Source organism: Arthrobacter ruber, assembly GCF_002954225.1.
GTDB classification, from domain to species: domain Bacteria; phylum Actinomycetota; class Actinomycetes; order Actinomycetales; family Micrococcaceae; genus Arthrobacter_D; species Arthrobacter_D ruber.
On record NZ_PPTH01000018.1, the window covers coordinates 80,225 to 104,527 of the forward strand.

The following is a 24,303-nucleotide window of genomic DNA, read 5'->3' on the forward strand; positions in this document are numbered from 1 at the left end:
CGATGCCATGTTCCCCACCAGGAAAGAGGTGAACCGTGGAGAACTACCTGTCGCTGTTCGAGACCTACGACGTCCCTGCCGCGTTCTGGGTCAACATCCAGTTGTCCTTCTGGGCCGCCCTCTGGGCCCTGGCCCTCGGTACCGTCCTGGCCCTGTTCCGCATCTCCCCCATCCCGAGCCTGCAGTGGTTCGGTGCGGCCTACGTCAACATCTTCCGTAACACCCCGCTGACGATCATCCTGGCCTTCGGCTTCCTCGGGCTGTTCTCCGTCATGCAGATCAGCCTGGCGTCCGAGCTCAACGTCAGCCTGTTCCGGATCGCCATCGTGGGGCTCGCGCTGTACCACGCAGCCTTCGTCTGCGAGGCGATCCGCAGCGGCGTCAACACCGTCCCGCTGGGTCAGGCCGAAGCGGCCCGTGCCATCGGGCTGAGCTTCCTGCCGGCAGCGCGCCTGATCATCCTGCCGCAAGCCTTCCGCGGCGCGATCGCCCCGCTCGGCAACGTGCTGATCGCCCTCATCAAGAACTCGACGGTCGCGGCCGCGGGCTCCGTCGCTGCCGAGGCCTCGGGACTGATGAAGACCATGATCGAGTTCCGCTCGGACCTCGTCTTCCCGATCTTCCTCACCTTCGCGCTGGGCTTCGTGATCCTCGTGATCCCCGTCGGACTCCTCACCACCTGGGCCTCACGGAAACTGGCGGTGGCACGATGAGCGCGCAGCAGGTCCTCTTCGACGCACCGGGACCCCGTGCGCGCAGGAACATCCTGATCGGCAACATCGTGGGCGTCCTGATCGTCCTCGGGGTCCTCGCCTGGGTGATCTCCGCCCTCGCGGAGAAGGGCCAGTTCGCCGGGAGCATGTGGGCGCCGTTCCTGGAGTCCCGCACCTGGGAGTTCTTCATCCTGCCGGGCCTCGGCAACACCCTGAAGGCCGCCGCCATCGCGATCGTCACCTCGGTGGTCTTCGGGCTGGTCTTCGGCGTCGGCAGGCTCTCGCACGTGGCGCCGGTCCGCTGGATCGCCGGCGTGGTGGTCGAGTTCCTGCGGGCCGTGCCGGTACTGCTCATGATGATCTTCTTCTGGCTGGCGCTCGGCAGCTCCGGGGCCGTGAAACCGCAGGACGCCCCGCTCATCGCCGTGATCCTCGCCCTCACGCTCTACAACGGCTCCGTGATCGCCGAACTCGTGCGCTCCGGCGTGCACGGACTGCCCCGGGGCCAGCGCGAGGCGGGCATGGCGATCGGCCTGACGCGCAACCAGTCGTTGCGGAACATCGAGGTACCGCAGGCGCTCATCGCCATGCTGCCCGCGCTGATCAGCCAGTTCGTGGTGATCCTCAAGGACTCCGCACTGGGCTTCATCATCACCTACCCGGAACTGCTGCAGTACACGCGGCGGCTCGGTGTCGGTGAGGGCAACGTGATCCCCTCGCTGTTCGTCGCAGCTGCGATCTTCATCGTCATCAACTTCGCGCTCTCGACCCTGGCCACGCGCCTGTCCGTGCTCCTGAGCTTCCGCACCAAGGGGCGGAAGCCGGTGGCACGGGAGGCCGTCGCGCTGGACGCCGCGTCCACATGAGTCCTGCATGGTAGCGGACGCGGACACGCACCGACGACGAAGGGCCCGGCAACCGCCGGGCCCTTCGTCGTCCTCCCCCGGTCCGGGGAACCGGGCCCGGTGCCGGGAGGACACGATCGGAACGAACCTTCAGGACGGCCCGGTCAGGACAGCCAGTCCACCATGGCCTTCAGGCAGGCACGCACCGCGTCAGCGTGGACGTGCTCGTCGTCCGTGTGCGCCAGGAGCGCGTCGCCGGGGCCGAAGTTGACCGCGGGTACCCCGAGGGCACTGAACCGCGCGACATCGGTCCAGCCGTACTTGGGCTTGGGCTCCGCGCCCACCGCCGCGACGAACGCGGCCGCCGCCGGATGCTGCAGCCCGGGACGCGCGCCGGCGGCGGCGTCGGTCCGCTCCACCGTGAAGCCCTCGAGCAGCGCCCGCACGTGTTCCTCCGCCTGGTCGGGGGTCTTGTCGGGGGCGAAGCGGTAGTTCACCTCGATCACCGCGCTGTCCGGGATCACGTTGCCTGCGGTGCCTCCGATGATCTTCACGGCATTGAGGCTCTCCCGGTAGTCCAGCCCGTCCACGTGGACCGTCGCGGGCTCGTGGTCCCGCAGCCGGACGAGGATCTCGGCGGCGCCGTGGATGGCGTTGACGCCCATCCAGGCCCTCGCGGAGTGGGACGCCCTGCCGGTCACGCGGACCTCGAAACGCGCCGTCCCGTTGCATCCGCCCTCCACCGTGCCGTCCGTGGGCTCCAGCAGGACGGCGAAGTCGGCCTGGAGCCACTCCGGATAGGACGCGGCCACGCGCCCGAGTCCGCTCAGCGACGCCTCGACCTCCTCGTGGTCGTAGAAGATGAACGTGATGTCGCGCGTCGGGTCCGGGAGCGCTGCGGCGAGTGCCAGCTGGACCGCGACGCCACCCTTCATGTCCGTGGCACCCCTGCCGTAGAGCACCTCACCGGCCCATGCGGACGGCACCGTCCCCCGTGCTCCGGGGGTGGTGGGCAGCGGCACGGTGTCGAGGTGTCCCGCCAGGATGACGCGCTCGGAACGGCCCAGCCGCGTCCGCGCCATCACGCAGTCGCCGTCGCGCACCACCTCGAGGTGGCCCAGGCGCCGCAGTGCGTGTTCGACGGCGTCGGCGACGGCCCCCTCGTTGCCGGAGACGCTCTCGATGTCGATGAGCCGGGCCGTCAGGTGGGCCACGTCGGAAGCGGGATCGAGCTCCGCGGAGGAGAGAGGAATCATGCTGCAACACTATCGCTCGGTAGACTCGGACCCATGACTCCTCCCCTGCCCAGCCCGTCCATGCCCGGCACCACCGACCGCGTGGCCGGGGGCCTCGGCCTCGCCACGGTCGCCGCCGACGGCACCGTCCTGGACACCTGGTTCCCCGCGCCGCGGCTCGGCGGGGACGGGGACACCTCCACCCATCTGCGCGACACGCTGGAGGCCCTCGCCGAGGCCGGCGTGGACAATGCCCGGAAGGTCACCCAGCGCGTCGTCGACCTGACCATCGACCTCGACGCCGCCCCGGCAGGCACCGAGGACGCCTATCTGCGGCTCCACCTCCTCTCCCATCGGCTGGTGCAGCCCAACTCGATCAATCTCGACGGCATCTTCGGCCTGCTTCCCAACGTGGTGTGGACGAACCACGGGCCCGCGCCGGTGCAGGACTTCGAGACCGTGCGCGCGGCCCTGCGGGCCCGCGGCCCGGTGGCGGTGCACGGCGTGGACAAGTTCCCCCGCATGGTGGACTACGTGGTGCCCGCCGGGGTACGCATCGCCGATGCGGACCGCGTGCGCCTGGGTGCGCACCTCGCCGACGGCACCACGGTGATGCACGAGGGCTTCGTGAACTTCAACGCCGGGACGCTCGGGCACTCCATGGTGGAGGGCCGCATCTCGGCGGGCGTCGTCGTCGGCGACGGCTCGGACGTGGGCGGGGGGGCCTCCATCATGGGGACGCTCTCGGGCGGCGGCAAGGAACGCATCACCATCGGCGAGCGGTGCCTGCTCGGTGCGGAATCGGGTGTGGGCATCTCCCTCGGGGACGACTGCGTGGTCGAGGCCGGGCTCTACCTCACGGCGGGCACCAAGGTGACGCTGCAGGACGGGACGGTCGTGAAGGCGAGTGCGCTCTCGGGCGAGTCCGGCATCCTGTTCCTGCGCAACTCCACGACCGGAGCCGTCGAGGCGCGCCCCCGTACCGGGGACGGCATCGCCCTCAACCCGGCCCTGCACGCCAACTAGCACGTGGCTCCGCGTGGTCCTTCCGCCGCGGTCCGGCGCCGGAGGCGCCGGCTGCGGACCGGCGTCCTGCTCACCGCCCTGGTGGCCGTCGTCGTCGGCGGGACCGCCGTCGCCGTGCACCACCTCGACGACAGCGAGGTGCTGGTGCGGGAGCGCTGCAGTGCCACGGTGGGCGCGGACACGTTCGAACTCACGCCCACCCAGGCGGGCAACGCGGCCCTGATCGCGGGCGTCGCCGTCCGGCGGGGCCTGCCGGCGCGTGCCGCGTCGATCGCGATCGCCACCGCGATCCAGGAGTCGCGGCTGGAGAACATCGGCTACGGCGACGACGCCGGACCCGACTCCCGTGGCCTGTTCCAGCAGCGCCCCTCGCAGGGCTGGGGCACGGAGGAGCAGATCATGATGCCCCTCTACGCCACCGGGGCCTTCTACGACGCCCTCGTGCAGGTGCCGGGATACGAGACGCTGCCGATCACCCAGGCCGCGCAGACCGTCCAGCGCTCCGCCTTCCCGGACGCGTACGCGGACCACGAGCCCGAGGGCCGGGCCTTCGCCTCGGCTCTCACCGGCAACTCCCCCGCCGCCCTCGACTGCACGCTGCGCGGACCGACCGGGACAGGCGACGCGCTGGCCCTGTCCGCAGCCGCGGAGGAGGTCTTCGGGCCGCTCGGCGGGGTGGTGGACGGGAACCGGCTGACGCTGGAACTCACCGGCGCCACCGGGTGGGCAGCGGCGCAGTGGGCCGTGGCGAACGCCTCCACCCACTCGATCACCTCGGTGGAGCACGCCGGTCTCCGGTGGGTGCGGTCCGACGGCGGGTGGACGTCGGCGACGTCGGCCCCCGGCACGCTCGTCATCACCGTCGCGGGCGTGACGCCCTGAGCCGGTGCCGGGAACCCGTCAGGTACAGGGGTGAGGACTCAGGCCAGCATCCTCACGACGGGTTCCACGTAGCTGCGGAAGGAGCGCTCGTCGTCGACCAGTTCCTGGCACATGATGAGTTTGTCCGGCTCCACCCACCACGCCCTGCGGACCCCGAGCGGCAGTTCCACGATCTCCAGGGTGAAGCGGCGGGCGTCGCGGCCCAGCTCGAGCTCGCGTTCCTGCAGCAGGCGTCCCAGCAGGTACTCCATGCTCTCGGCCCCGCGGGCGCCCGTGTGCAGGGCGTACTCGGCGCACCGCTCCTCGGCCCAGTCCATCGCCGCCCCGAAATGGGCCCTCAGCAGTGACTTGAGCGCCTCCATGCCGTCCAGGGCCTCGAAGCGGGGCGGGACGGGCAGCACGGCGTCGCCGATCGGACGGGCGAGGAGGCCGTGCCACCACGCCTCCCACTCGACCCTCAGCGCCGTCGCTCCCCCGGGCCCGCTCAGGCGCCGCGTGTCGACGGTCCGCACGGGAGGGATCACCGGTGGAAGCGCGGGCCGGCCCACCCCGCGCAGCCCTGCGCAGTCGCGCAGGTAGAGCGCCACGAGCAGCACTTCCGACGTGTCCACGCTGAAGTAGGCAGTGTGGCCGTGTTCGGGGTTCGACATGGGCCTCCTTCGTCCCTGCCAGGCTGCTCCCTAGAGTAGCCCCCGGCCGGATACCGCTTCAAAGACCGAAGACCTCTCGACGTATGCCGTCGGGGCGGGGCCGCGGCACCGACCTAGGATGGAAGCATGAAGATCCTCGTTACCGGTGGCAGCGGCTACATCGGCTCGCACACCGTCCTGACCCTGCTCGACCACGGCCACGACGTCGTCGTGGTCGACAACCTCGCGAACTCCACCGTCACCTCGCTCGACCGCGTCGCGGCCCTGGCCGGACGCGCGGCGACCTTCCACCAGGCCGATCTCCTCGACGAGCCGCGGCTGCGTGCCATCTTCGCCGAGGAGCAGGTGGACGCCGTCATCCACTTCGCCGGGCTGAAGGCGGTGGGCGAGTCGGTCGAGAAGCCGCTGTACTACTACTCCAACAACGTGGGCGGCACCCTGAACCTGCTGCGGGTGATGGACGACGCCGATGTGCGCACGCTCGTGTTCAGCTCCTCGGCGACGGTCTACGGCGCCTCGGAGGAAGTGCCCCTGACGGAGAAGCTGCCCCTCGACGCAGTGAACCCGTACGGGCGCACGAAGGAGCAGATCGAGGACATCCTGAGCGACCTCGGTGCCGCCGATCCGCGCTGGAACATCGCCCTGCTGCGCTACTTCAACCCGGTGGGAGCCCACGCCTCGGGGACCATCGGCGAGGACCCCACCGGTATCCCCAACAACCTCCTGCCGTTCGTGGCGCAGGTGGCCGTGGGCCGGCGCGAGAAGGTCCTGGTGTTCGGCAACGACTACCCCACCAAGGACGGGACGGGTGTGCGCGACTACATCCACGTCGTCGACCTCGCCGAGGGACACCTCGCGGCCCTGGACTACCTCGTGGCCCGCGGCGGCGTGCACACGTGGAACCTGGGGACGGGCAACGGGTCCTCGGTGCTGGAGGTCCTCGCGGCCTTCTCGGCCGCCGTGGGCCGCGACGTCCCCTACGAGTTCGCCCCCCGCCGGCCCGGGGACGCCGCCGTCAGCTATGCGGATCCGTCGTCGGCCCTCGCCGACCTCGGCTGGTCCGCCCGCCGCACCCTCACCGACATGTGCGAGGACCACTGGCGCTGGCAGAAGAACAACCCGCAGGGCTACGCCACCGTCTCCGGCGACTGACCCGCCCCTGCACAGGACGACGGCGGCCGCCCACCCGGGAGGGTGGGCGGCCGCCGTCGTCCTGCGTGCGATCAGTTCGCGGGGTAGTGGCGCTCTCCCTCACCCGTGTACAGCTGGCGGGGGCGGCCGATCTTCGTCTGCGGATCCTGCATCATCTCGCGCCACTGGGCGATCCAGCCCGGGAGGCGTCCGATCGCGAAGAGCACGGTGAACATCTTCTCCGGGAACCCCATGGCCTTGTAGATGAGGCCCGTGTAGAAGTCCACGTTCGGGTAGAGCTTCCGCTCGATGAAGTAGTCGTCGGCGAGGGCCTTCTCCTCGAGCCGCATGGCGATGTCGAGCAGCTCGTCGTTGCCGCCGAGCTTGCTGAGGATGTCGTGGGCCGTGGCCTTGACGATCTTCGCGCGCGGGTCGTAGTTCTTGTAGACGCGGTGCCCGAAGCCCATGAGCTTCACGCCGTCTTCCTTGTTCTTGACCTTCTCCATGAAGTCCTCGGGCTGCATGCCCTTGGCCTTGATGTCGCGCAGCATGTTGAGCACGGCCTCGTTGGCGCCGCCGTGGAGCGGGCCGAAGAGCGCATTGATGCCGGCCGAGACGGAGGCGAACATGTTGGCGTTCGAGCTGCCGACGAGCCGCACGGTCGACGTCGAGCAGTTCTGCTCGTGGTCCGCGTGCAGGATGAGCAGCAGGTCCAGGGCCTTGACCATCATCGGGTCGAGGTCGTAGGGCTCGGCGGGCAGGCCGAAGGAGAGCCGCAGGAAGTTCTCCACCAGGTTCATGGAGTTGTCGGGGTACAGCATGGGCTGGCCGATGGACTTCTTGTGCGCGTAGGCCGCGATCACGGGCAGCTTCGCCATGAGGCGGAACGTCGAGAGCTCCACCTGCTCGTCGTCGAACGGATCCAGCGAGTCCTGGTAGAAGGTGGACAGCGCCGAGACGGCCGAGGACAGCACCGGCATGGGGTGCGCGTCGCGGGGGAACCCGCCGAAGAAGCCCTTGAGCTCCTCGTGCAGCAGCGTGTGGCGGCGGATGCGTCCGTCGAACGCGCTCAGTTCCTGCGGCGTCGGCAGGTTGCCGTAGATCAGGAGATAGGAGACCTCGAGGAAGCTGGAGTTCTTCGCCAGCTCCTCGATCGGGTACCCGCGGTAGCGCAGGATGCCGGCGTCGCCGTCGATGTAGGTGATCGCGGACGTCGTGGCCGCGGTGTTCATGAAGCCGGGGTCGAAGGTGACCTGGCCCGTCTGCTTCAGCAGTTTGGACACGTCGTAGCCGTTGTTGCCTTCGACGGCGGGCACCAGCGGCAGGCTGAGCTCCCCGCCGCCGTAGTGCAGGGAAGCAGCATTCTGCTCGGTCATAGGTTCTCCTTCAGGAGCTGGAGCGAGGTCCTCGCCATTATTCGTCACTACGCAGGAGGACACACATCATTCCGGGGACAGCACATTCAAGCGAAACGCTACCGTCAGCGAGCCCCTGATCGCTAATCCTGCTGCCCTTCGCGCACCGGGGCACGGGCCGTCGGCCGGCTCCTCGTCAGTACCCGGCGGCGGCCAGACGCGTCACCGCGGCCCCGACCCTCTCGTCACTGCCCGTCAGGGCGATCCGCACGAAGCCGTGGCCGGCCTCCCCGTAGAAGGTGCCCGGGCCCGCGAGGATCCCGAGTCCGGCGAGCCGGGCGATGCTGTCCCAGGTGGGCCGGCCGTCGGACGCCCACAGGTACAGGCCCGCCTCGGAGCCGCTGATGGTGAAGCCGGCCGCCTCCAGGGCGGGGATGAGCCGTGCCCGACGACGGCGATACAGGTCCTTCTGCTCCGCGACGTGGGCATCGTCCCCGAGGGCCACCCGCATGGCCTCCTGCACCGGGTAGGGCACGATCATGCCGGCATGCTTCCGCGAGTTCACGAGGTTGGCGATGATCGCAGGGTCGCCCGCGGTGAAGGCGGCCCGGTAGCCGGCGAGGTTGGACTGCTTGCTCAGCGAGTAGACGGCCAGCAGGAGCTCGGAGGAGTCGCCGCAGACCCGCGGGTCGAGGACGCTCGGCACCGCTTCGCCGCCCTCGGCGGGGTCCCAGCGGCCCCAGCCCAGTTCGCCGTAGCACTCGTCGGACGCGACGACGGCGCCCAGCGACCGCGCCTCGTCGACGATGGTCCGCAGGCCCGCGACGTCGAGGACGTCGCCGGTGGGGTTCCCCGGCGAGTTGATCCACACGAGGCGCACGCGCGACCGGACGTCGTCGGGGAGATCGGCGAGGGAGTCGGCGGCCACCGGGCTCGCGCCCGCGAGGTGCGCGCCGACGTCGTAGGTGGGGTACGCCACGGTAGGACGCACGACGACGTCGCCGGCACCCAGGCCGAGCAGCAGGGGCAGCCAGGCGACGAGCTCCTTCGATCCCACGGTCGGGAGGATGTCCTGGGGGTCGATGCCGGGCACCGCCCTGCGACGGGCGAACCAGGCACTGACCGCCTCACGCAGGGCGATGGTGCCGTGCGTGGTGGGATAACCGTGCGCGTCGGATGCCGCGGCGAGCGCGGAGCGGATGAGCTGCGGTGTCGGGTCCACGGGCGTGCCGATGGACAGGTCCACGATGCCGTCGGCGTGCTGCGACGCGATGTCCCGGTAGGGCGCCATGGCGTCCCACGGATAGTCGGGCAGGTGCAGGCCGAAGGGCTTCGGCTCCCCGACCGTCACCTAGGCGGGCTGGTTCTGGGGCGGCAGGGCCGCGATGATCGGGTGGTCGAAGCCCGTGTTGCCGACCTTCGCTGCGCCACCGGGCGAGCCGAGGTCGTCGAAGAACTCGACGTTCGCCTTGTAGTACTCGGCCCACTGCTCGGGCGTGTCGTCCTCGTAGTAGATCGCCTCGACGGGGCAGACGGGTTCGCACGCACCGCAGTCGACGCACTCGTCGGGCTGGATGTAGAGGGACCGCTCCCCCTCGTAGATGCAGTCGACAGGGCACTCCTCGATACAGGCCTTGTCCTTGACATCAACGCAGGGCTGCGCGATTACGTAGGTCACTTCCCACGCCTTTCCTTGGAATCCGGGGGCGGCTGCCACACGGTCGGTGCGTTTCCCAGCTTAACGCAACCACCCGCGCGGCCCGACCATCGACGTCGGGCCACCGGTCCTCCCTCGGGGCGCCCGAGGGCCTACCCTTGACGGGTGCAGACTCCCGCCGGCCTCCTCGCGTCGCTCCCCCTGCACACGCGTGTGGTGGTGCGGCGCCGCCTGGCCGACGGCTTCACCGATTCGCTGGGTGACCTGGTGGCACTCGATGCGACCACCTGCACCGTACGCACCCGCAGGGGCGACGACGTCGTGCCGCTCGCCGACGTCACGGCTGCGAAACCCGTGCCGCCCGCTCCCCCGCGCCGCGCTCCGCGACGATAGGCCGTCCGGTCCGGCAGGGTCAGTAGGGCCGGCAGAGTCAGTAGGGCCGGCAGGGTCAGCAGGGCCGGCAGGGCCGGCAGGGTCAGTAGGGCCGGCAGGGCTAGCAGGGCCGGCAGGGCCGGCGGGGGCCCTACGCGCGGGGCGGACACGTCGGAGCGGGTTCTGCCGCATCCTCCGGCCTCCCCTGCCGACGTCCGCGGATGTCCGGCCCTGCAGGTGCCACACGGCCCGCTTCGAGGCGGATGACATGATCGGCCGCTGCCAGGGTGACGTCGTCGTGCGAGACGCAGACGACGGTTGCTCCGCGCGCCCGTTCGGTGAGCAGGACGTCGGCGACCACCGCGCGGGTGGCGGCGTCGAGGCCGGTGGTCGGTTCGTCGAGCAGGAGGACGTCCGCCTGCTGGGCCAGGCCCTGGGCCAGGAAGGCCCGCTGGCGCTGGCCGCCCGACAAGGCTCCCAGGGGTCGGTCCTGGTAGCCGTCCAGGCCCACGAGGCCGATGCAGTCGTCGATGATGCGACGATCAGCGGCCCGCAGGCGTCCCAGGAGACCGGTATCGGACCAGCGGCCCATGGTCACGACGTCCCGCACCGTGAGCGGCATGCGATCGGACACCTCGCTGCGCTGCACGACGAGGGCGGTGCGGGCAGGCCCGGCGGATGACACCGTGCCGCTCCGGGGAGCGAGCAGACCGGCGAGCAGCGCGAGCACCGTCGACTTCCCGGAGCCGTTCGGACCGATGATGACCGTCACCGCTCCGGGTCGGATCGACAGGGAGACACCGCGCAACGCCTCGACGCCGTCGTGGTCGAACCGGACGTCGGAGAGCGTGAGGGGCTCGAGCTCGCGTGGGGCCGACGGTGCGGCGGCGACATCGTGGGGGCTCCGGGACTGAGGCATCCCGCCAAACTACCATGTTGAGAATGAAACTCATTTAAGCCTAGGGTGGGCCCGTGACCTCGTTCATCGGACCCTTCGCCACCGACTTCATGCTGCGTGCACTCATCGGCGGCTCGCTCTGCGCTGCCATCTGCGCCGTCGTCGGCACTTGGGTGGTCATCCGCGGGATGGCGTTCCTGGGTGAGGCGATGGCACACGGCATGCTCCCCGGCGTCGCACTCGCTACGCTGGCCGGCGTACCCGTCATCCTCGGAGCCGCAGGCAGCGCGGTCGTGATGAGCCTCGGCGTGAGCCTCCTGGCCCGCCGCGGACGACTGTCCCACGACACGAGCATCGGCCTGTTCTTCGTGGGCATGCTCGCCACCGGCGTCATCATCATCTCCCACTCCCGCAGCTTCGCCACGGACGCGACGGCCATCCTCTTCGGCGACGTGCTGGCGATCGGCTCCGGTGATCTCCGCCTCCTCGCCGGCGCCCTGCTCCTCACCGTGCTCGTCGCCGCCGCCTTCCACCGCGCGTTCGTGGCCCTCGCCTTCGACCGCCGGATCGCCCAGGTCATGGGGCTGCGTCCGCGCCTGGCACAGGTGCTCCTCGTCGGACTCGTGACCCTTGCCGTCGTCGTGTCCTACCAGGCCGTGGGCGCGCTGCTCGTCATCGGCCTGCTCCTCGCCCCGGCCGTCGCCGCCGCACCCTGGACCACCCGGATCCCGAACACCATGGCCCTCGCGGCCCTGGTGGGCGTCCTGTCCGTCGTCCTCGGGCTCCTCGCCTCGTGGCACCTCGGCACCGCCGCCGGAGCCTCCATCGCCCTCGCCGCGATCGCGTGCGCGGCCGTGTCGAGCATCCTCCGCGACATCACGCGCCGACGCCCCGCCACCAGCCCCAGCGACAGCTCCACCGGTTCGGAACCGGTAGCAGCTCCTTCACAGAAAGCCCTTCGTGCGAACGCCTAAGACCCTGCTGCCCTGCCTCCCCCTGCTCGCCCTGACCCTCGCGTCCTGCTCCACGGCCGAGCCCGCCGCGGACTCCGCGGCCGACACCCCGACTGCCTCCAGCTCTGCCCCGGCCCCGCTGGGCGACGGCCACGGAACCCTCGAGGGCTCCACGGAGGTCGCCGAGCCCCAGCTCCACCTCATGACGCTGGACGTCGAAGGCCGGGTCGACCTGCTCGACCTGGCCGACGGGACCACTACCGCCCTCGGGCAGGTCCCCGAGGTCAGCGACACCGTCACCGATGGGCGGTACCTCTTCGCGTCGTCCGCGACCACCGGTGCGATGACGGTCATCGACAGCGGCATGTGGACCTGGGACCACGAGGACCACTTCCACTACTACAACGGCGAATCGAGAACCATCGGCACCGTCGAGGGTGAAGGCGAAGCCGTCGTCACCTCCGGGTCCTCGACGACGGGTGTCTACTTCCCCGACAGCGGCAAGGGCAGCGTGCTCGACAACGACGCCCTCGCCAGGGGAGAACTGAGCGTCCGCGCCGAGCTCTCCATCGATCCCCACCCCGGGATGCTCGTCCCCCTGGCGGACGTCACCCTCCTGACCCGACCTGGCACCGACGGGATCGCCGCCTCCGTCCAGGCCCATGACAGGGAAGGCGAACCGATCGACGGTGCGATCGCTGACTGCGTCGATGCCCGGGGGACGATCACCACATCGGTCGGCGTCGTCATCGGGTGCGACGACGGCGCTCTCCTGGTGACGCTCGACGACGGCGACATCACGTACGAGCGGATCCCCTACCCGGCCGGGACGAGCGCGCCGAAGGCCACGGAGTTCCGGGCCCGCGAAGGACGGCCGACCGTCGCCGCGGTCGCGGGCGACCATGGCGCCTGGCTGCTCGACACCCGGGAGCGGTCCTGGCAACTCGTCCCCACCGATGTGCCGCTGCTCCAGGTATCCGCGGTCGACGACAGGGAAGGCCATGTCGTCGCCCTCGCCGAGGACGGCCGCGTCCTCGTCCTCACTGCCGGGACCGGCGGGACGATCGCCTCGACCGAACCACTCCTGCCACAGACCCTGACGGACCCGGCCCTCCTGGCCGGTGCCGAGCTGACCGTCGACCAGCAGCGCGCCTACCTCAACGCCCCCGCCGAGCAGACCCTGTTCGAGATCGACTTCGCCGACAGCGGCCGTATCGCCCGCAGTTTCGACACCGGCACCGTCCCAGCGCACCTGGCGGAGGTCGGTCGATGAACCGGGCACGACGGCACATCGCCCTGGTCCTGGCCGCGACGACGATCATCGGGGCCTCCGGATGTGCTGCAGCGGCCGGTGACGAACCGGTCATCGTGGTGACCACCAACATCCTCGGGGACGTCGTCCGGAACGTCGTCGGCGACGAGGCCGACATCCGCGTCCTCATGCAGCCGAACGCCGACCCGCACTCCTTCGAGATCTCCGCGCAGGACGGCGCCATGATGCGGCAGGCCGATCTCATCGTGACGAACGGACTCGGCCTCGAGGAGGGCCTGCAGCAGCACATCGACAGCGCGCAGTCCGAAGCCGTACCCCTTCTCGTCGCCGGCGAGGTCATCGAATCCCTCGCGTACGCGGACGGTGAATCCGAAGGCGCACCCGATCCCCACTTCTGGACCGATCCCGCGCTCATGGCCGATGTCGTCGACCGACTCCTGGAACGCGTAGCGGCTATCGACGGGATCGACACCGACGCCGTCGAGACCTCCGCCGCCGAGTACCGGGCAGAACTCACGGACCTCGATGCCGCCATGACGGAAGCCTTCGCGGCGATCCCTGCCGACCGGCGGAACCTGGTCACCAACCACCACGTCTTCGGCTACCTCGCGCAACGCTACGACTTCCGGATCATCGGCGCCGTCATCCCGGGCGGTACCACCCTCGCCTCCCCCAGCGCCTCCGACCTGCGCGACCTCGTCGCGGCCATCGAGGAAGCGAAGGTGGACACCGTCTTCGCGGAATCCTCCCAGCCCGACCGTCTCGTCCAGGTCCTCGCCGACGGCGCGAACATCGACGTCGACGTCGTCGAGCTCTTCACCGAATCCCTCACGAACCCCGGTGAGGGCGCTGACACGTATCTCACCATGATGCGCACCAATACCGAGCGCATCTCCACCGGACTCTCACCCTGAGATCCGTCGACACAGGAAGAATGATGATGACAGCCATTCCGCTCACGAAACGCCCACGGCACCTGGCCCTTGCTGCCACCGTGGCCACTTCCGCCCTGCTCCTGACAGCGTGCGGCTCCTCCTCCGAACCGGCGACCGGCACGTCGGCTGCTCCGGAGACCACCGCATCGGCCGAGGCCCTCGCCCCTGCCTCCCGCGTCGCCCTGACGTACGACGGCGGCATCGTCGTCGTCGACGGCACCACACTGGAGGTCGAGGGCGACATGCCCATCGAGGGCTTCACGCGCCTGAACCCCGCCGGCGACGGACGCCACGCCCTGGTCACGGTCCCCGAGGGCTTCCGGGTCCTCGACCTCGGAACCTGGACGGACTCCTCGGGATCCCGGCAGGCGCAGCCGAAGCTCACCGACCTCGTCTTCGAGGCCGACACCGCCGGCCACGTCGTCCAGCACGGGGACAAGACCATCCTCTACGCCGACGGCACCAGCGACACCACCGTCTTCACCACCGATGACCTCCTCGGCGATCCCGACAGCCTCCCGGCGACCGAGGTCATCCCCGGTGACGAGGCACACCACGGCGTGTCCATCGTCCTCGAGGACGGCACCTTCCTCACGACCGTCGGCACCTCCGAGAGCCGCTCCGGCATCAGGGTCCTCGACGCCGACGGCAAGGAGATCGCCACCAGTGACCAGTGCCCGTCCGTCCACGGTGAAGGCACCGCCATGAACGAGGTCGTCGTCTTCGGCTGCAGCGACGGGGCGCTCGTCTTCGACAGTGGGACGATCACCAAGATCGACGCCCCCGACGAGTTCGGACGCATGGGCAACGCCTACGTCAGCGAGACCAGCCCCATCATCGCCGGGGACTACAAGGACGATCCCGACCTCGAGGGCTACCTCCTGCACCAGCTCACCCTGATCGACACCGAGTCGAAGACGATGAAGGTCATCGACCTCCCCGAGGGCGTCGAGTACACCTTCCGCGACGTCGCCCGCGGCCCGGACGGCGAGGTCCTGATCCTCGCCTCCGACGGCGCCCTGCACAGCATGGACCCCGTGACGGGCGAGATCACCGGCTCCACGCCGGTCATCGACGCGTGGGAGGGACCCGTCGAGTGGCAGGACCCGCACCCCGCCATCAAGGTCCTCGGAGGCACCGCCTACATCACCGACCCCACAGCGAAGAAGCTGCATGCAGTGGACATCGCGACCGGGAGGATCACCTCGTCCGACGAACTCCCCGGCATCCCGAACGAGATCGCCGCCGTCGAGGGATAGCCCCTCCCGTCCGGTGGAGCCGGTGCCTTCCGGGCGCCGGTCCCACCGGACGGCCCCCCCATGGAGGAGCAGCCGACGAGACCGCCACGGATCCGGTGGTCCTTTAGTGATTGGGACTCGTCAATCATCGGCGCGATCTCCCGTATGATCGGCGGATGGAATCAGACGAGGACCTCCAGGCCCGCGGCCGGGCGCTCAGCTCCCCCGTCAGGCTCCGCATCCTGCGGCTGTGCCTCCATAGACCGAGGACCAACAAGGAGATCGCGGAGACGCTGGACCTCAACCCGGCGACGGCCCTGCACCATGTCCGGACACTGCTCTCGACGGGTTTCCTCGCCGCGGACGAGGCCCGCACCGGTAATCGGGGGGCGAAGGAGATCCCGTACCGTGCCACGGGTCTGTCCTGGCACACCCGCATCCCCCACTCCGCGCCGGTCCTGATCGAGACGTTCCTGCAGGAGATCGAGGGCCTGCAGCCGTCCGAGATCGACGTATGGCGGCTCGGTGTGCGGCTCAGTGACGAGCACCGCGCGGAGATGATGGGGCGCATCCGCGAGGTCTTCGAGGACTACGCGCAACGGGCGCCCGATCCCGACGGCACGGCGACGTCGATCATGCTGGCGCACCACCTGGACCGCGCCTCCGACTGATCCGGAACCGCGCGGGCTCCGCGGGAACGCCTCAGCGGCGACGCACAGGACGCAGCAGGACACTGCCGGTCACGACGGCGGCAAGCGTCACCGCGAGCACGCCGAAGAGCCAGAGATTCCCGGCGAGGGCCGTGCCCGGTGCGGCCTCCGACGAGCCGGTGAGGATCAGGGTCTTCGACGACGTCGAGAGCAGCGCCACGATCCCGTAGGCCACGGCTCCGGCCACGGCCGTCAGGATGACGTTCCGGGCCCAGAGCCCGCAGAGCAGGAACAGGCTGCCGGCGAGGACGAGGGCGGCCAGCGCCCCGACGGGAAGAGCCGTCGGGCCCAGGTGGACCAGCTGGCCGTGCAGCACTGTACCGAACACCGCGGCGATTCCGCCTGCCATCATCGAGCCGAGGACCGCCGTCACCCGGTGGGGTGCTGTGCCGCCGGCGGCAGGAGGGGCCGGCGCCTCGGCGGCCGCCCCCGTAGGAGTGGCGGACGCATCGATGCCTGCTGGGACCGCCGGACGTGTACCCCGCGCCGGAGGGGCGTCCGCCGGGACGGCAGGTGCACCGTCGGGAAGCTCCGGGAACGCCGAACGCCGGCCCTCCCCTGCTGGGGAGGAACCGGCGTCGTCGTGTGCCATGGTGGTGCGGTGCTAGGCGCGGGCGCGTGAACGCGACGCGCGCATGCGCTCGTTGGCGTCGAGGATGACCTTGCGGATGCGGATGGACTCCGGTGTGACCTCGACGCACTCGTCCTCGCGGGCGAACTCGAGGGACTCCTCGAGGGTGAGGTTGCGCGGCGGGGTCAGGTTCTCGAAGGTGTCCGAGGACGCCGCCCGCATGTTGGTGAGCTTCTTCTCCTTCGTGATGTTGACCTCCATGTCGTCGGCGCGGGAGTTCTCGCCGACGATCATGCCCTCGTACACCTCGGAGGTGGGCTGCACGAAGAACGAGCCGCGCTCCTGGAGGTTGATCATCGCGAACGGGGTGACGACGCCGGCGCGGTCCGCGATCATCGAGCCGTTGGTGCGGTACTCGATGTCACCGGCCCACGGCTCGTAGCCCTCGGAGATCGACGCGGCGATACCGGCACCGCGCGTGTCCGTCAGGAAGCGCGTGCGGAAGCCGATGAGGCCACGGGCGGGGACGATGAACTCCATGCGTACCCAGCCGGTGCCGTGGTTGGCCATGTTCGTCATGCGGCCCTTGCGGGCGGCCATGAGCTGGGTGACGCCGCCGAGGTACTCCTCGGGGACGTCGATGGTCATGTGCTCCATCGGCTCGTGGATCTTGCCGTCGATGGTCTTGGTGACGACCTGCGGCTTGCCGACCGTGAGCTCGAAGCCCTCGCGGCGCATCTGCTCCACGAGGATGGCCAGCGCGAGCTCGCCGCGACCCTGGACCTCCCAGGCGTCGGGGCGCGCGGTCGGCAGGACGCGGAGCGACACGTTGCCGATGAGCTCCTTGTCGAGGCGGTCCTTGACCTGGCGCGCGGTGACCTTGGCGCCCTTGACCTTGCCCGCCAGCGGCGAGGTGTTGATACCGATGGTCACGGAGATCGCGGGATCGTCGACCGTGATGAGCGGCAGCGGCTGCGGGTTGTCGACGTCGGTGAGGGTCTCACCGATGGTGATGCCCTCGATTCCGGCCACGGCCACGATCTCGCCGGGGCCGGCGGACTCGGTGGGCACGCGGTCCAGGGCCTTGGTGGCCAGGAGCTCGGTGATCTTGACGGTCTTCAGCTCGCCGTTCTGGCGGGCCCAGGCGACCTGCTGGCCCTTGCGCAGGGTGCCGTTGAAGATGCGCAGCAGCGCGAGGCGGCCGAGGAACGGCGAGGCGTCGAGGTTGGTGACGTGGGCCTGCAGCACACCCTCGGGGTTGTAGCGGGGCGCGGGGATGTGCTCGATGATCGTCTGGAACAGGGGCTCCAGGTTGTCGTTGGTCGGCACGGTGCCGTCCGCCGGCTGCTCGAGCGACGCCGCTCCTGCACGGGCCGCGGCGTACACGACGGGCACATTCAGGATCGAGTCGAGGTCGAGGTCGGGGACCTCGTCGGCGAGGTCGGACGCCAGTCCGAGGAGGAGGTCCATCGACTCGCTGACGACGTCCTCGATGCGGGAGTCGGGGCGGTCGGTCTTGTTGACCAGCAGGATGACGGGGAGCTTCGCCGCCAGGGCCTTGCGGAGCACGAAGCGGGTCTGGGGCAGCGGGCCCTCGGACGCGTCGACGAGGAGGACGACGCCGTCAACCATGGACAGGCCGCGCTCCACCTCGCCACCGAAGTCGGCGTGGCCCGGGGTGTCGATGACGTTGATGGTGATCGTCTCGCCCTTGGCGGAGGGGCCGTCGTAGAACACCGTGGTGTTCTTCGCGAGGATGGTGATGCCCTTCTCGCGCTCGAGGTCACCGGAGTCCATGACGCGGTCGGCCACGTCGCCGTGTGCAGCGAACGAATTGGTCTGCTTCAGCATGGCATCGACCAGGGTGGTTTTTCCGTGGTCAACGTGAGCCACGATGGCTACGTTGCGGAGATCGCTGCGGACAGCGGTGTTGCCTGTGGTTTCAGACATGCGTGATTACTCAATTCGGTATCTACTGCGGGGAAATTGACGGCGGCTGCACTGCACGCCCTCTTACCAGTCTAGGCGCTGGGGAAAAACAGACCTAATGCGCATGGGCGCTGCGGGTCCGGATCAGCTGTGGGCGCACCCGGGGCGGAGCGTTCCGGGACGACGACGGCGGCCCTCCGGTGGAGGACCGCCGTCGTGCTCGGGGCGCCGATTGCCTGGGAGACGCCTACGCGACCTCGGGGGGCAGGACGAGGCCCGCTCCCGGGATCGCCGCGAGCAGCGCCTGTGTGTAGGCGGTCCTCGGGTTGTCGAACACCTCGTCGGTGGTGCCCTGCTCCACGAGCTTCCCCTTCTCCATGACGGCCACGTGATCGGCGATCTGGCGGACCACCGCGAGGTCGTGCGTGATGAAGAGGTAGCTCAGGCCCAGCTCCGCCTGCAGGTCGGCGAGCAGGTTCAGGATCTGGGCCTGCACCAGCACGTCGAGAGCCGAGACGGCCTCGTCGCAGATGACCACCTCGGGGTCCAGGGCGAGCGCCCGGGCGATGGCCACGCGCTGACGCTGACCGCCGGAGAGCTCGTTCGGGAAGCGCTGCATCATCGAGGACGGCAGGGCCACCTGGTCCAGGAGTGCGCGGACCTTCTTCTCCCGGCTCTTCGCGTCGCCGACCCCGTGGACGCGCAGCGGCTCCTCGATGGTGCGGTAGATGTTGTACATCGGGTCGAGCGAGCCGTACGGGTCCTGGAAGATGGGCTGGACGCGGCGACGGAAGTCGAACATCTGCTTGCGCCCGAGGGTGGTGATGTCCACGCCGTCGAACCGGATGCTGCCTGATGAAGCGCCCTCGAGTCCGAGCACCATCTTCGCGACGGTGGACTTGCCCGAGCCGGATTCGCCCACGACGGCGGTGGTGGTGCCTCGGGCGATCGAGAAGGAGACCTTGTCCACGGCCGTGAAGTCGGTGGACTTGCCCCAGCTCCCCCGGATCTTGAAGACCTTCGTCAGGTCCTCGACCTCGATCACCTTGTCCAGCGCCGCACCCTGCGCCGCGGCGGGCGCGAGGAGGTCCTCCGTCTCGACGCCGGCCCTCTTGGCCGACTCGATGCGCCGCGAGGCGATGGACGGGGCGGAGGCCACGAGCTTCTGGGTGTACGGGTGGCGCGGGTTCGTCAGCAGTTCGAGGGCCGGACCGGCCTCGACGACCTGCCCCTTGTACATCACGATCACCTTGTGCGCGCGCTCGGCGGCGAGGCCGAGATCGTGGGTGATGAGGAGCACGGCGGTGCCGAGCTCCTCGGTCATGGTGTCGAGGTGGTCCAGGATCTGCCGCTGCACCGTGACGTCGAGCGCCGAGGTCGGCTCGTCGGCGATGAGCAGGCGCGGCCGGCAGGACAGGCCGATGGCGATGAGGGCCCGCTGGCGCATGCCACCGGAGAACTCGTGCGGGTACTGGTTGGCGCGCGACGCGGCGTCGGGCAGGCCCGCTTCCGCGAGCACCTTCGCCACGTCCTGGGGGCCGCTCGGCAATCCGTTGGCCTTCAGCGTCTCCCTGACCTGGAAGCCGATCTTCCAGACGGGATTCAGGTTGGACATCGGATCCTGCGGCACCATGCCGATCGACGAGCCGCGGAGCTCGACGATGCGCTTCTCCGAGGCATGGGTGATGTCCTCGCCGTCGAAGATGATGCTGCCGTGGGAGACGCGCCCGTTGCCGGGCAGCAGGCCGATGGCGGCCAGCGCCGTCGTCGACTTGCCGGACCCCGACTCCCCCACGATCGCGACCGTCTCACCGGGCATCACGGTGAGGTGCGCGTTGCGCACCGCCGGGACGTCACCGTTGGACGTCGTGAAGGTGATCGCGAGGTCGCGGAGCTCGAGCAGCGGCTGGGGGGTCCCCGCGGGTGCGGGGGCCGCCGCCGTGGCGGTGCGGGCGGCGCGGCGGCCGCCCTCGTTGCTGATGCTGTGGCTCATCGTTTGCGTGCCTTCGGATCGAGAGCGTCACGCAGGGCGTCGCCCAGCATGATGAAGCTCAGAACGGTGATCGACAGGGCGAGGCCCGGCCAGAAGATCGCCATCGGGTTGCTGCGCAGCGACGGCTTCGCCGAGAAGATGTCATTGCCCCACGACATGACCTCGGGAGGGAGGCCGATGCCGAGGAAGGACAACGTGGACTCGGCCACGATGAACGTGCCGAGTGAGATCGTCGCGATGACGATGACCGGGGCGAGCGCGTTCGGGATGACGTGCTTGACGAGCGCACCCAGCGGCGAGACGCCGAGCGAGCGGGCCGCCGTCACGAAGTCCGCGTTGCGGACCTCGATCACCGCGGCGCGCGTGATCCGGGCTATCTGCGGCCAGCCGAAGGCCACCAGGATGACGACGAGCGTCCATACGTTCCGGTTTTGCTGGAACACGGGAAGCTGCACGACCACGATCGCGCCGAGGATCAGCGGGAGGGCGAAGAAGATGTCACCCACGCGGGCGAGCACCGCATCGACCCAGCCCCCGAAGAAGCCGGCCAGCGCGCCGATGAGGCCGCCGATCAGCACCACGCCGAGCGTGGCGAACAGGCCGACGGTGAGCGAGGACTGCGTGCCGTGTACCACGCGGGAGAGGATGTCGCAGCCCTGGACGGTGAAGCCCAGGGGGTGGCCGGGAGCGGGACCGCCGTCGGAGTTCTCGAGCAGGCAGTTCTCGTTCGGCGGCTCGTTCGTGAACAGCCCGGGGAACAGCGCCACGAAGATGACCGCGAGGATCAGGATCGCGCTGATGATGAACAGCGGCTGCTTCCGCAGGCTGCGCCACGCCTCGCCCCAGAGGCTGCGGGGCGCGGCGTCGGACACCGCGCTGTCCGTGGCCCGGACCGGTGTCTCGTCCAGGTCGGCGACGAAGTGCTCGATCGGGTAGGCGGACCGCTTCGTGCGCGCCACGGGCGTGGGAGCCTGGGTGGGCACGGCGGCCTCGGTGGGTGAAATCGGTTCAGGCATATCGAATCCTTGGGTCCAGCCAGGCGTACAGGAGATCCACCAGCAGGTTCGCCAGGCAGAAGATGAGGATCAGGAACGTGACGATCGAGACGACCATCGGTCCGTCACCGTTCAGTACGGCGCGGTAGAGGGTGTTGCCGACCCCGTTGACGTTGAAGATGCCTTCGGTGACGATCGCACCGCCCATGAGGGCGCCGAGGTCGGCACCGAGGAAGGTCACGACGGGGATCAGCGAGTTGCGGAGGACGTGCACGACGACGACGCGCCGGCGGCTGAGGCCCTTGGCCGTCGCCGTACGGACGTAGTCCGCGTTCACGTTCTCGATGATGCTCGTGCGGGTCAGGCGCAGCACGTAGGCGAAGGACACGAGCCCGAGGACGATGGCCGGGAGCAGGAGCTCGGTGAAGGTCGCATCACCGCTCACGGTCGGGTTGGTCCACTGCAGCTTGACGCCGATGAGGAACTGCATCAGGAAGCCGAGCACGAAGATGGGCACGGCGATGACGATTAGGGAGAGCACGAGGACGGAGGAGTCGAAGATCCTGCCCTTGCGCAGCCCCGCGATGAGGCCGAACACGATGCCGAAGACGGCTTCGATGACGAGGGCCATGATGGCGAGCTTCGCCGTGGTCGGGAAGACCTCGGCGATGATGGTGGCGATCGGGCGGCCCGAGAAGTTGGTGCCGAGGTCGAACGTCAGGACGCCCTTGAGGTACAGCAGGTACTGGATCCAGAAGGGCTGGTCCAGGTTGTACTGCTCGCGCAGGCCCGCGACGACGGCCGGGGTGCAGCCGCGCTCGCCGCAGATGGCCGCGGTGGCGTCACCCGGGAGGCTGAAGACGAGGAAGTACACCAGCAGCGTCGCGCCGAGGAAGACGGGGATCAGCTGCAGGAAGCGTCGGGCTATGTACCAGACCATCAGTGCGCACCTCCCGGTGCGGCGTGCGTCCGGACGGGACGCAGTGAGGGGTTGCTCATGAGGTGTTGAACCTTTTCGTTGGAGCACGGAAAAGGGGCCCGCCGGCGTGCCGGGCGGGCCCCGAGACCGCTAGGGGTTACTTGCCGGTGATGGCGTAGTAGAGCGGAACACCGTTCCAGCCGAACTCGACGTTGTCCACGTTGTTGCTCCAGCCGCCCTGGGCGACCTGGTACCACAGCGGGATGGCCGGGAGGTCCTCCAGGAGGTCCTCCTGGGCCTTGTTCATGGCCTCGTTGCCCTCCTCGACGGAGCTGGCGGCGAGTCCGTCGGTCAGCTGCTGGTCGAACTCGGGGTTGCTGTAGCGGGCGTCGTTGGACCCGGCGCCGGTGGCGTAGATGGGTCCGAGGAAGTTGTACAGCGACGGGTAGTCGGCCTGCCAGCCGGCACGCAGGGCACCCGAGAGGGTCTCCTCCGTGGCTTCCGTGCGGGCTTCCTTGAACGTCGCGTACGGCTTGCCCGAGATCTCGATGCCGAGGTTGTTCTTGATGTTGTTCACCACGGCCTCGACCCACGTCTTGTGGTCGCCCTTGTCGGCGTTGTAGCCGATCGTCAGGGGCTGCGACGCGTCGTAGGGCTCGATCTTCTCGGCCTCGGCCCAGAGCTTCTTGGCCTCGTCCGGGTTGTACTCGAGGTTCTCGCTGCCGGGCAGGTCCTCGCTGTAGCCGTCGAGGACGGGCGCGGTGAAGTCCTTGGCGGGCGTACGGCCGTTGTTGAAGATGACCTCGGTGATCTCGTCACGGTTGATCGCCATCGACAGCGCCTGACGGCGGAGCTTGCCGGCCTCGCCGTCCCAGTTCGGGAGGTAGTAGGGGATGGCGATGGTCTGGTTGCCCGCGTAGGGAGACTCGATGGAGCGCTCGCCGAGGTCGTTCTTGAAGTTCTTGATGTCGCTCGTCGGGATCGTCTTGAGGACGTCCAGGTTGTCCGAGATCAGGTCCTGGTAGGCCGTGGTGTCGTTCTGGTAGATCTTGAACGTCACGCCGGCGTTCTGCGCGGCCTGAGGGCCCTCGTACTCGTCGTTCGGAACGAGTTCGATCTGCTGGTTGTGCTGCCAGGCACCCTCGGAGGCGAACTTGTAGGGGCCGTTGCCGATCGGGTTCTCGCCGAACGCGGCGGGATCCTCGAGGGCTGCGGCGGGCAGCGGGAAGAACGCGCTGTAGCCGAGGCGCAGCGGCCAGTCGGATTCCGGCTGGGCCAGCGTGACGGTGAAGGTCGTGTCGTCGACGACGGTGAGACCGCTCATGGTCTCCACGGTGGAGCCCTCGGCGCTGGCCTCGTCGTAGCCTTCGATGCTCTCGAAGAAGTAGCTGGAGAGCTGGGCGTTCTTGGCTGCGGCACCGTAGTTCCACGCGTCCACGAAGGAGCTCGCGGTGACGGGGTCACCGTTGGTGAAGGTCTTGCCTTCCTTGAGCTTGATCGTGTAGGTCTGCGCGTCCTCGGTCTCGATGGACTCGGCCATCTCGTTCTGGGGCTTGCCGTCGGCGTCGTAGCTGACGAGGCCCGCGAAGATGAGGTCGAGGATCGCTCCGCCGCCCACCTCGTTGGTGCTGGTGGGGATCAGCGGGTTCTGGGGCTCGGAGCCGTCGACGACGATGACCGCGTCTGTGGCGCCGGTGGTACCGCTGGTGGTGCCGGACTCAGAGCTTCCGCCACCGCATGCGCTGAGTGACAGTGCGGCGAGGGCCGCGACGCTGAGCATCTTGGAAGTGCGCGTGAAACGCATTCCGCCTCCTAGGTATTGGGTCGATCCGGCGCTGATGTGGCCGGGAAAGTTGCTCCGCAGATAGCGAGAGCCAACTCACACCGGAAGATCATATGCCCGTTCCGTTGCTTTCCCGAACATGCTGTATACAAAAACAGTCCTCTGCTCGGCGGCACCGAGCATTCCTCCGTCATTTCCGCAGGCCAGCGCGCCACCTGGTGTTACATCACAGTTTGGCCA

At 69.2% G+C, this 24,303-nt stretch carries 23 protein-coding genes; 11 read left to right on the forward strand and 12 right to left on the reverse strand.

From position 1 onward, the window contains the following. The first annotated feature begins 35 nt into the window (after positions 1-35). A complete protein-coding gene (locus CI785_RS14220; protein ID WP_105032760.1) occupies positions 36-713 on the forward strand; it encodes an amino acid ABC transporter permease in 678 nt (225 codons plus the stop codon). Next, a complete protein-coding gene (locus tag CI785_RS14225) occupies positions 710-1,579 on the forward strand; it encodes an amino acid ABC transporter permease (RefSeq protein ID WP_105032761.1) in 870 nt (289 codons plus the stop codon). Before CI785_RS14220 ends, CI785_RS14225 begins: the two co-directional genes overlap by 4 nt. Positions 1,580-1,722: 143 nt before the next feature. Here CI785_RS14225 and dapE read toward each other — a convergent pair whose 3' ends face one another. Further along, complete coding sequence (gene dapE / locus CI785_RS14230) at positions 1,723-2,814, reverse strand: succinyl-diaminopimelate desuccinylase (RefSeq protein ID WP_105032762.1); 1,092 nt, start codon at positions 2,812-2,814, stop codon at positions 1,723-1,725. A 33-nt stretch (positions 2,815-2,847) separates the two neighbouring features. Here dapE and dapD point away from each other — a divergent pair, with 33 nt between their 5' ends. Both dapD and CI785_RS14240 read left to right on the forward strand, forming a co-directional pair. Beyond that, on the forward strand, positions 2,848-3,819 hold the full coding sequence (dapD, locus tag CI785_RS14235; protein ID WP_105032763.1) for a 2,3,4,5-tetrahydropyridine-2,6-dicarboxylate N-succinyltransferase: 972 nt from the start codon (positions 2,848-2,850) through the stop codon (positions 3,817-3,819). Positions 3,820-3,822: 3 nt separating this feature from the next. After that, positions 3,823-4,701, forward strand: a complete 879-nt coding sequence (locus CI785_RS14240) for a hypothetical protein (protein ID WP_240615214.1) — start codon at positions 3,823-3,825, stop codon at positions 4,699-4,701. Positions 4,702-4,739: 38 nt separating this feature from the next. On the opposite strand, the gene CI785_RS14245 is transcribed toward CI785_RS14240, so the two are convergent. Further along, the gene (locus CI785_RS14245) at positions 4,740-5,351 is read right to left on the reverse strand and encodes a hypothetical protein (RefSeq protein WP_105032764.1); all 612 of its coding nucleotides are present in this window, start codon (positions 5,349-5,351) and stop codon (positions 4,740-4,742) included. Between the two features lie 126 nt (positions 5,352-5,477). Between CI785_RS14245 and galE the strand changes: the two genes are divergently transcribed. After that, positions 5,478-6,503: a UDP-glucose 4-epimerase GalE gene (gene galE / locus CI785_RS14250; RefSeq protein ID WP_105032765.1), complete on the forward strand. Its 1,026-nt coding sequence runs from the start codon at positions 5,478-5,480 to the stop codon at positions 6,501-6,503. 71 nt (positions 6,504-6,574) lie between these two features. Here the strand turns inward: galE and CI785_RS14255 are convergent, their stop codons facing one another. From CI785_RS14255 to fdxA, 3 genes are all read right to left on the reverse strand, one after another. Continuing rightward, positions 6,575-7,858, reverse strand: coding sequence for a citrate synthase (locus CI785_RS14255; RefSeq protein ID WP_105032766.1), 1,284 nt, complete (start codon positions 7,856-7,858; stop codon positions 6,575-6,577). A 175-nt stretch (positions 7,859-8,033) separates the two neighbouring features. Next, the gene (gene dapC / locus CI785_RS14260; protein WP_105032767.1) at positions 8,034-9,188 is read right to left on the reverse strand and encodes a succinyldiaminopimelate transaminase; all 1,155 of its coding nucleotides are present in this window, start codon (positions 9,186-9,188) and stop codon (positions 8,034-8,036) included. Continuing rightward, positions 9,189-9,515 (reverse strand): ferredoxin, encoded by a 327-nt coding sequence (gene fdxA / locus CI785_RS14265; RefSeq protein WP_105032768.1) that lies wholly within the window; start codon positions 9,513-9,515, stop codon positions 9,189-9,191. Between the two features lie 144 nt (positions 9,516-9,659). Here fdxA and CI785_RS14270 point away from each other — a divergent pair, with 144 nt between their 5' ends. Then, on the forward strand, positions 9,660-9,887 hold the full coding sequence (locus CI785_RS14270) for a putative acetyltransferase (protein WP_105032769.1): 228 nt from the start codon (positions 9,660-9,662) through the stop codon (positions 9,885-9,887). 130 nt (positions 9,888-10,017) lie between these two features. Here CI785_RS14270 and aztA read toward each other — a convergent pair whose 3' ends face one another. Next, complete coding sequence (aztA, locus tag CI785_RS14280; RefSeq protein ID WP_105032770.1) at positions 10,018-10,785, reverse strand: zinc ABC transporter ATP-binding protein AztA; 768 nt, start codon at positions 10,783-10,785, stop codon at positions 10,018-10,020. 53 nt (positions 10,786-10,838) lie between these two features. On the opposite strand from aztA, the gene aztB reads away from it, so the two are divergent. The 5 genes from aztB (at position 10,839) to CI785_RS14305 (ending at position 15,834) form a co-directional block, all read left to right on the forward strand. Continuing rightward, the gene (gene aztB, locus CI785_RS14285; protein WP_105032771.1) at positions 10,839-11,738 is read left to right on the forward strand and encodes a zinc ABC transporter permease AztB; all 900 of its coding nucleotides are present in this window, start codon (positions 10,839-10,841) and stop codon (positions 11,736-11,738) included. Next, entirely contained in the window at positions 11,725-12,990 is a 1,266-nt protein-coding gene (locus CI785_RS14290; RefSeq protein ID WP_105032772.1) for an ABC transporter, read from the forward strand. Before aztB ends, CI785_RS14290 begins: the two co-directional genes overlap by 14 nt. Continuing rightward, a complete protein-coding gene (gene aztC / locus CI785_RS14295) occupies positions 12,987-13,904 on the forward strand; it encodes a zinc ABC transporter substrate-binding protein AztC (RefSeq protein WP_105032773.1) in 918 nt (305 codons plus the stop codon). Before CI785_RS14290 ends, aztC begins: the two co-directional genes overlap by 4 nt. Before the next feature lie 23 nt (positions 13,905-13,927). Continuing rightward, the gene (aztD, locus tag CI785_RS14300) at positions 13,928-15,184 is read left to right on the forward strand and encodes a zinc metallochaperone AztD (RefSeq protein ID WP_240615215.1); all 1,257 of its coding nucleotides are present in this window, start codon (positions 13,928-13,930) and stop codon (positions 15,182-15,184) included. A gap of 155 nt (positions 15,185-15,339) precedes the next feature. Then, positions 15,340-15,834, forward strand: a complete 495-nt coding sequence (locus CI785_RS14305; protein ID WP_105032774.1) for an ArsR/SmtB family transcription factor — start codon at positions 15,340-15,342, stop codon at positions 15,832-15,834. A 31-nt stretch (positions 15,835-15,865) separates the two neighbouring features. Here the strand turns inward: CI785_RS14305 and CI785_RS17195 are convergent, their stop codons facing one another. From CI785_RS17195 to CI785_RS14335, 6 genes are all read right to left on the reverse strand, one after another. After that, positions 15,866-16,465: a hypothetical protein gene (locus tag CI785_RS17195; protein ID WP_157940281.1), complete on the reverse strand. Its 600-nt coding sequence runs from the start codon at positions 16,463-16,465 to the stop codon at positions 15,866-15,868. A gap of 12 nt (positions 16,466-16,477) precedes the next feature. Continuing rightward, positions 16,478-18,394 (reverse strand): translational GTPase TypA, encoded by a 1,917-nt coding sequence (typA, locus tag CI785_RS14315; protein ID WP_105032776.1) that lies wholly within the window; start codon positions 18,392-18,394, stop codon positions 16,478-16,480. 226 nt (positions 18,395-18,620) lie between these two features. After that, on the reverse strand, positions 18,621-20,366 hold the full coding sequence (locus CI785_RS14320; RefSeq protein WP_105032777.1) for an ABC transporter ATP-binding protein: 1,746 nt from the start codon (positions 20,364-20,366) through the stop codon (positions 18,621-18,623). Continuing rightward, positions 20,363-21,382: an ABC transporter permease gene (locus CI785_RS14325; RefSeq protein WP_105032778.1), complete on the reverse strand. Its 1,020-nt coding sequence runs from the start codon at positions 21,380-21,382 to the stop codon at positions 20,363-20,365. Before CI785_RS14325 ends, CI785_RS14320 begins: the two co-directional genes overlap by 4 nt. Continuing rightward, a complete protein-coding gene (locus CI785_RS14330) occupies positions 21,375-22,301 on the reverse strand; it encodes an ABC transporter permease (RefSeq protein WP_105032779.1) in 927 nt (308 codons plus the stop codon). Before CI785_RS14330 ends, CI785_RS14325 begins: the two co-directional genes overlap by 8 nt. Positions 22,302-22,437: 136 nt before the next feature. Further along, a complete protein-coding gene (locus CI785_RS14335; RefSeq protein ID WP_105032780.1) occupies positions 22,438-24,084 on the reverse strand; it encodes a peptide ABC transporter substrate-binding protein in 1,647 nt (548 codons plus the stop codon). Between the last annotated feature and the right edge of the window lie 219 nt (positions 24,085-24,303).

Coding starts and splice junctions, on each gene's coding strand:
- aztD (WP_240615215.1), top strand. CDS start 13,928: ATGATGACAGCCATTCCGCTCACGAAACGCCCACGGCACCTGGCCCTT.
- CI785_RS14255 (WP_105032766.1), bottom strand. CDS start 7,858: ATGACCGAGCAGAATGCTGCTTCCCTGCACTACGGCGGCGGGGAGCTC.
- galE (WP_105032765.1), top strand. CDS start 5,478: ATGAAGATCCTCGTTACCGGTGGCAGCGGCTACATCGGCTCGCACACC.
- CI785_RS14330 (WP_105032779.1), bottom strand. CDS start 22,301: ATGGTCTGGTACATAGCCCGACGCTTCCTGCAGCTGATCCCCGTCTTC.
- CI785_RS14320 (WP_105032777.1), bottom strand. CDS start 20,366: ATGAGCCACAGCATCAGCAACGAGGGCGGCCGCCGCGCCGCCCGCACC.
- CI785_RS14225 (WP_105032761.1), top strand. CDS start 710: ATGAGCGCGCAGCAGGTCCTCTTCGACGCACCGGGACCCCGTGCGCGC.
- CI785_RS14335 (WP_105032780.1), bottom strand. CDS start 24,084: ATGCGTTTCACGCGCACTTCCAAGATGCTCAGCGTCGCGGCCCTCGCC.
- CI785_RS14305 (WP_105032774.1), top strand. CDS start 15,340: ATGGAATCAGACGAGGACCTCCAGGCCCGCGGCCGGGCGCTCAGCTCC.
- CI785_RS14245 (WP_105032764.1), bottom strand. CDS start 5,351: ATGTCGAACCCCGAACACGGCCACACTGCCTACTTCAGCGTGGACACG.
- aztA (WP_105032770.1), bottom strand. CDS start 10,785: ATGCCTCAGTCCCGGAGCCCCCACGATGTCGCCGCCGCACCGTCGGCC.
- typA (WP_105032776.1), bottom strand. CDS start 18,394: ATGTCTGAAACCACAGGCAACACCGCTGTCCGCAGCGATCTCCGCAAC.
- dapE (WP_105032762.1), bottom strand. CDS start 2,814: ATGATTCCTCTCTCCTCCGCGGAGCTCGATCCCGCTTCCGACGTGGCC.
- CI785_RS14325 (WP_105032778.1), bottom strand. CDS start 21,382: ATGCCTGAACCGATTTCACCCACCGAGGCCGCCGTGCCCACCCAGGCT.
- dapD (WP_105032763.1), top strand. CDS start 2,848: ATGACTCCTCCCCTGCCCAGCCCGTCCATGCCCGGCACCACCGACCGC.
- aztC (WP_105032773.1), top strand. CDS start 12,987: ATGAACCGGGCACGACGGCACATCGCCCTGGTCCTGGCCGCGACGACG.
- CI785_RS17195 (WP_157940281.1), bottom strand. CDS start 16,465: ATGGCACACGACGACGCCGGTTCCTCCCCAGCAGGGGAGGGCCGGCGT.